The 5,424-nt window shown below is 68.1% G+C and carries 4 protein-coding genes; 1 reads left to right on the top strand and 3 read right to left on the bottom strand.

The window, feature by feature from the left end; genetic code table 11:
- Positions 1-22: 22 nt before the first annotated feature.
- From gltX to ACYVO6_RS26975, 3 genes are all read right to left on the bottom strand, one after another.
- Positions 23-1,498 (bottom strand): glutamate--tRNA ligase, encoded by a 1,476-nt coding sequence (gene gltX, locus ACYVO6_RS26985; protein ID WP_461065504.1) that lies wholly within the window; start codon positions 1,496-1,498, stop codon positions 23-25.
- Positions 1,491-2,279: a fumarylacetoacetate hydrolase family protein gene (locus ACYVO6_RS26980; protein ID WP_461065502.1), complete on the bottom strand. Its 789-nt coding sequence runs from the start codon at positions 2,277-2,279 to the stop codon at positions 1,491-1,493. The genes gltX and ACYVO6_RS26980 overlap by 8 nt, the downstream gene beginning before the upstream one ends.
- Positions 2,280-2,412: 133 nt before the next feature.
- Positions 2,413-2,610: a hypothetical protein gene (locus ACYVO6_RS26975; protein WP_461065500.1), complete on the bottom strand. Its 198-nt coding sequence runs from the start codon at positions 2,608-2,610 to the stop codon at positions 2,413-2,415.
- Positions 2,611-3,204: 594 nt separating this feature from the next.
- Here ACYVO6_RS26975 and ACYVO6_RS26970 point away from each other — a divergent pair.
- Positions 3,205-5,424: sensor histidine kinase (locus ACYVO6_RS26970; RefSeq protein ID WP_461065498.1), on the top strand; the 2,220-nt coding region annotated here is incomplete at its 3' end.

Below are 5,424 nucleotides of genomic sequence, written 5' to 3'. Positions count from 1 at the left end.
GTGCCGCCCCTCCGTGCGTGCGCTACGCGGTCAGCTTGGCCAGCGCCGCGTCGATGCGGGTCAGGGTCTTGTCCTTGCCCAGTACTTCCAGGGACTCGAAGAGGGGGAGCCCGACCGTGCGGCCGGTGACGGCTACGCGGACGGGGGCCTGGGCCTTGCCGAGTTTGAGGCCGTGCTCCTCGCCGGCCGCGAGGACGGCCGCCTTGAGCGACTCCGGACTCGTCCAGTCCGCGGATTCCAGCTTCGCGCGGGCCGTGCGCAGGAGCGCGTCCGAGCCCTCCTTCATCGCCTTCGTCCAGGACGCCTCGTCCTCGACGGGCTCCTTCAGGAACAGGAAGTCGACGTTCTGCGTGATGTCGGACAGGACCGTCAGGCGGGTCTGGGCGTGCGGGGCGATCGCCTCCCACTTGGCCTGGTCGAAGTCCTGCGGCGCCCACGGCGCGTGCGGGGCCTTCAGCCACGGACCGCAGGCCTCGATGAACGCCTTCAGGTCCAGCCGCCGGATGTGATCGGCGTTGATCGCCTCGCACTTCTTCAGGTCGAAGCGGGCCGGGTTCGGGACGACGTCCTTGATGTCGAAGGCCGCGACCATTTCGTCGATCGAGAAGACGTCCTGGTCGGCGGAGAGCGACCAGCCCAGCAGGGAGAGGTAGTTGAGCAGGCCCTCCGGGAGGAAACCGCGCTCCCTGTAGAGGTTCAGCGAGGACTGCGGGTCGCGCTTGGAGAGCTTCTTGTTGCCCTCGCCCATCACGTATGGCAGGTGACCGAAGGCCGGCACCGACTTGGCGATGCCCAGCTCGATCAGTGCCTTGTAGAGGGCGATCTGGCGCGGGGTGGAGGAGAGCAGGTCCTCGCCGCGCAGGATGTGCGTGATCTCCATGAGGGCGTCGTCGATGGGGTTCACGAGAGTGTAGAGGGGCGCTCCGTTGGCCCGTACGATCCCGTAATCCGGAACGTTCTCCGGGGTGAACGTCAGCTCGCCGCGGACCAGGTCCGTGAAGGTGATCGCCTCGTCGGGCATGCGGAAGCGGACGATCGGCTCGCGGTCCTCGGTCTTGTACGCGGCGATCTGCTCGTCGGTGAGCGCGCGGCAGTGGCCGTCGTAGCCGGAGGGCTTGCCTGCCGCGCGGGCGGCCTCGCGGCGGGCGTCCAGTTCCGCCGTCGAGCAGTAGCAGTAGTACGCGTGGCCGGCGTCCAGGAGCTTGCGGGCGACGTCCTTGTAGATGTCCATCCGCTGTGACTGGCGGTACGGCGCGTGCGGGCCGCCGATCTCCGGGCCTTCGTCCCAGTCGAAGCCGAGCCAGCGCATGGAGTCCAGGAGCTGCTCGTAGGACTCCTCGGAGTCGCGGGCCGCGTCGGTGTCCTCGATGCGGAAGACCAGGGTGCCGCCGTGGTGGCGGGCGAACGCCCAGTTGAACAGGGCGGTGCGGACCAGGCCCACATGGGGGTTGCCGGTCGGCGAGGGACAGAAACGTACGCGGACGTTCGCGTTAGCCACGCTTGATCACCTTGTTGGTGAGAGTGCCGATGCCTTCGATGGTGACGGCGACCTCGTCGCCGACGTTGAGGGGGCCGACCCCCGCGGGGGTGCCCGTGAGGATCACGTCGCCGGGGAGCAGCGTCATGGCCTCCGTGATGTTCACGATTAGATCCTCGATGGGGTGGATCATCTCGCTGGTACGGCCCAGTTGTCGCTGCTGGCCGTTGACCGTGCACTGGATCGTCAGGTCGGAGGGGTCGAGATCCGTCTCCACCCAGGGGCCGAGCGGGCAGGAGGAGTCGAAGCCCTTGGCCCTCGCCCACTGCTTCTCGCGCTTCTGGACGTCGCGTGCGGTGACGTCGTTGGCGCAGGTGTAGCCAAGGATGACCTCCTTGACGCGCTCGCGCGGGACCTCACGGCACATACGGCCTATGACCACGGCCAGCTCGGCCTCGTGGTGCAGTTCCTGGGAGAAGGAGGGGTACGCGATCTCGTCGCCGGAGCCGATCACCGAGGTGGACGGCTTGAAGAAGGCGAAGGGGGCCTCGGGCACTTCGTTGCCGAGCTCCTTCGCGTGCTCCGCGTAGTTGCGGCCGAAGGCCACGACCTTGTTCGGGAGCACCGGCGGGAGCAGTCTGACCTTGCTCAGCGGCAGCTTCGTACCGGAGAGCTCGAAGTCCGCGAAGGGGATGCCCTTGATGATGTCGAGGACGAGCCCGTCGGTCGATCCAGGAGGGCTGTCGCCCTCGACCGCGCCGAACGCGACGTTGCCGTCGATGGAGAACCTGGCGATGCGCACGGGATCTTGCGCCCCTCTACTGAACCAGCCGGAGTATGACGCTCCAGGCTAACGCGGTAAGGGTGCGCGACCTTGCGCAATTACGTCCGGCGATCCCGGGGATCGGGGCAGGGCTCGTCCTCGACTCGGAGGCCTACTGCTCGGCGCCCGCGCCGGCCGGGATGTCCACCAGGACCGTACGGCGGGGGTTGGCGGTCTGGGCGGGGAGCTCGACGGCGTGCTCCTGCTGTTCCCGCTGCTCCGGCGTGCGCAGTTCGTCGGCGTCATCGAGGTGCGCCAGCGTGGTGCGCTGCGGATTGGCTATGTTGCGGAACATCATCGTCGTCTTCATGTGCGGTGTCTGACCCCGTCGTACGGGCGCCTCGGTGCGGCCAACGGCCGTCACAGAAGCGCGTGTTGTCGGATTTGCTGTGCCTGTAAAGGCTCAGGCTAAACGTCCGGTTCCCCGGGAAAGTTGTGAAGACCCCATGATCGCCGTGTGAGTTTCCTCACGAACCACCCATCAAAACGGTCAATTCAGGCCGACTATTGACCCTAACAAAGCGGACATTGCCTTACTGAAGACATCATTCCGCTCCTGATCATCGCGACTGGGACACGTCTCGCGCACGAGCGGATCGCCGTATTGTGCCCGTTATGCGGGGGATCACTTTCTACGACCCGTAACTCGCCCCTCACAAGGGGTCACGTAGGTCACAGCATGACCCATGGCCCTTGTTGGAGATCCGGCACTGTGCTGGAATTCCACGAACCGCCGTGGGATCGAACCGGCGCACAGGGGGCGCAACGCAGCGCCGCATGGCGGCGGGATAGGGGGAGCAGCGCCGGTCACCGGAGACCGACAAAAGGCGCATTGCGCCGGTACGACGCCGACACCGTCCCACCGTTCTGCGGAGGGGCGCCTGGTCCAGAGGTTGCGACGCTAGTGCAGGGACGTTTCAAGAGGGATGGCAGCGCTTCGGCGGAGCCGGAGCCGCACGGCGGGACCGACCGCGGTTCATCGCCCCAGCACGCCCAGAACCAAGGACCGGCACAGTCCGGCGACAGCGGTGAGCGCGGCTCGCGCCCCGGCCCGGCAGGCTCTTCGGGCGGCCCCGCCGCCTCGGCGCCCGCCGTCCCGGCTGCGAAGCCGAAGGGCTCCAGCGGCCCCGGCTCCCGAATAGCGCTGCGCAACTGGCGCATCTCCACCCGACTGGTCTCGCTGCTCGCGCTCCCCGTGGTCGCCGCGACCTCGCTCGGCGCGCTGCGCATCAGCGACTCCATGGACGACATCCAGCAGCTCGACAACATGAGGCTGCTGACCGACATGACCAAGCAGGCGACCGAGCTCGCCGCGGCGCTCCAGGAGGAGCGCGACAAGTCGGCCGGACCGCTCTCGCACGGCGCGGACGGGACCGAGCTCACGGTCAAGGGCGCACGGGACAAGACGGACCGGGCGCGTGTCGCCTTCTCGGAGGGCTCGCGTGAGATCGACAACGCGGACAACGACGAGACCCTCGACGGCGTCCGTGACAACGTCGTCTCCATCGTCGCCGAGCTGGGCAAGATCAAGAACATCCGCGCCGACGCCTACTCGGACCGCGAGAACTCCTCCCAGACGGTCGAGGCGTACCACCGGCTCATCGAGCGGCTGCTGGGCCTTTCGCAGGACATGGCGCAGGCGACCAGCAATCCGGAGATGATCCAGCGCACGCGCGCCCTGGCGGCCTTCTCCTCCGCCAAGGAGTACGCGTCCATCCAGCGTGCCGTGATCGCCGCGGCGCTGCCCGCGACCCCCAAGACGTTCGGCTCTCTCTCGGAGAACGACCGGCAGTACGCCCTCTCCGCGCTGGACAACCAGGAGGCCGAACTCTCCGGCTTCGCCAGCATCTACGACGGCAACGCGTCGGCCCTGACGAAGCCGATCGACGACGGCAGCCCGACCATCGAGGCTGCCGACGACTACGCGGAGCGCGTGCTCGGCCGCGAGGGTGGCCTGGAGCAGCGCGAGAAGCGCTCGTACCTGGACTGGATCGACGCCGACTCGGTCAAGATCCAGGAAATGTCCAGCATCGAGCTCACGCTGCTCAACCAGATGGAGCAGAAGGCCCGTGAGCTGCGTAATGAGTCCGAGCAGGAAGCGATCATCTCCGGTGCGCTGATCCTGCTCGTCCTCGGTGTCTCGCTCGTCGGCGCCTTCGTGGTGGCCCGGTCCATGATCCGCTCGCTGCGCCGGCTCCAGGACACCGCGACCAAGGTCGCCCAGGACCGGCTGCCCGAGCTGGTCAAGCAGCTGTCCGAGTCCGACCCGCAGGACGTCGACACCTCCGTCCAGTCGGTCGGTGTGCACTCCAAGGACGAGATCGGCCAGGTGGCCGCGGCCTTCGACGACGTGCACCGTGAGGCCGTACGACTGGCCGCCGAGCAGGCCCTGCTGCGGGGCAACGTCAACGCGATGTTCACCAACCTCTCGCGCCGCTCCCAGGGCCTCATCCAGCGTCAGCTGTCGCTGATCTCCGAGCTGGAGTCCCGCGAGGCCGACCCGGACCAGCTGTCCTCGCTGTTCAAGCTCGACCACCTCGCGACCCGCATGCGCCGTAACGGTGAGAACCTCCTCGTTCTCGCCGGTGAAGAGCCCGGCCGCCGCTGGACCCGCCCGGTCCCGCTGGTCGACGTGCTCCGTGCCGCCGCCTCCGAGGTGGAGCAGTACGAACGCATCGAGCTGTCCTCGGTCCCGACCACCGAGGTCGCGGGCCGCGTCGTCAACGACCTCGTGCACCTGCTCGCCGAGCTGCTGGAGAACGCCACCTCGTTCTCCTCGCCGCAGACCAAGGTCAAGGTCACCGGTCACGCGCTGCCCGACGGCCGCGTACTGATCGAGATCCACGACACCGGTATCGGCCTCTCCCCCGAGGACCTCGCGGCGATCAACGAGCGGCTCGCCTCGCCGCCCACCGTGGACGTCTCGGTCTCGCGCCGCATGGGTCTGTTCGTGGTCGGCCGCCTTTCGCAGCGGCACGGCATCCGTATCCAGCTGCGGCCGTCCGACTCCGGTGGTACGACCGCGCTGGTCATGCTCCCCGTCGATGTCGCCCAGGGCGGCAAGAAGGCGCCGGGCAAGCCGGGCCAGGGCGCGGGTGCCGGCGGTCCGGCCGCCGCGCAGGCC

Source organism: Streptomyces pseudoechinosporeus (assembly GCF_054783935.1).
The sequence above is the reverse complement of the archived record's forward strand: the minus strand, read 5'-3'. Positions and strand labels throughout refer to the sequence as shown.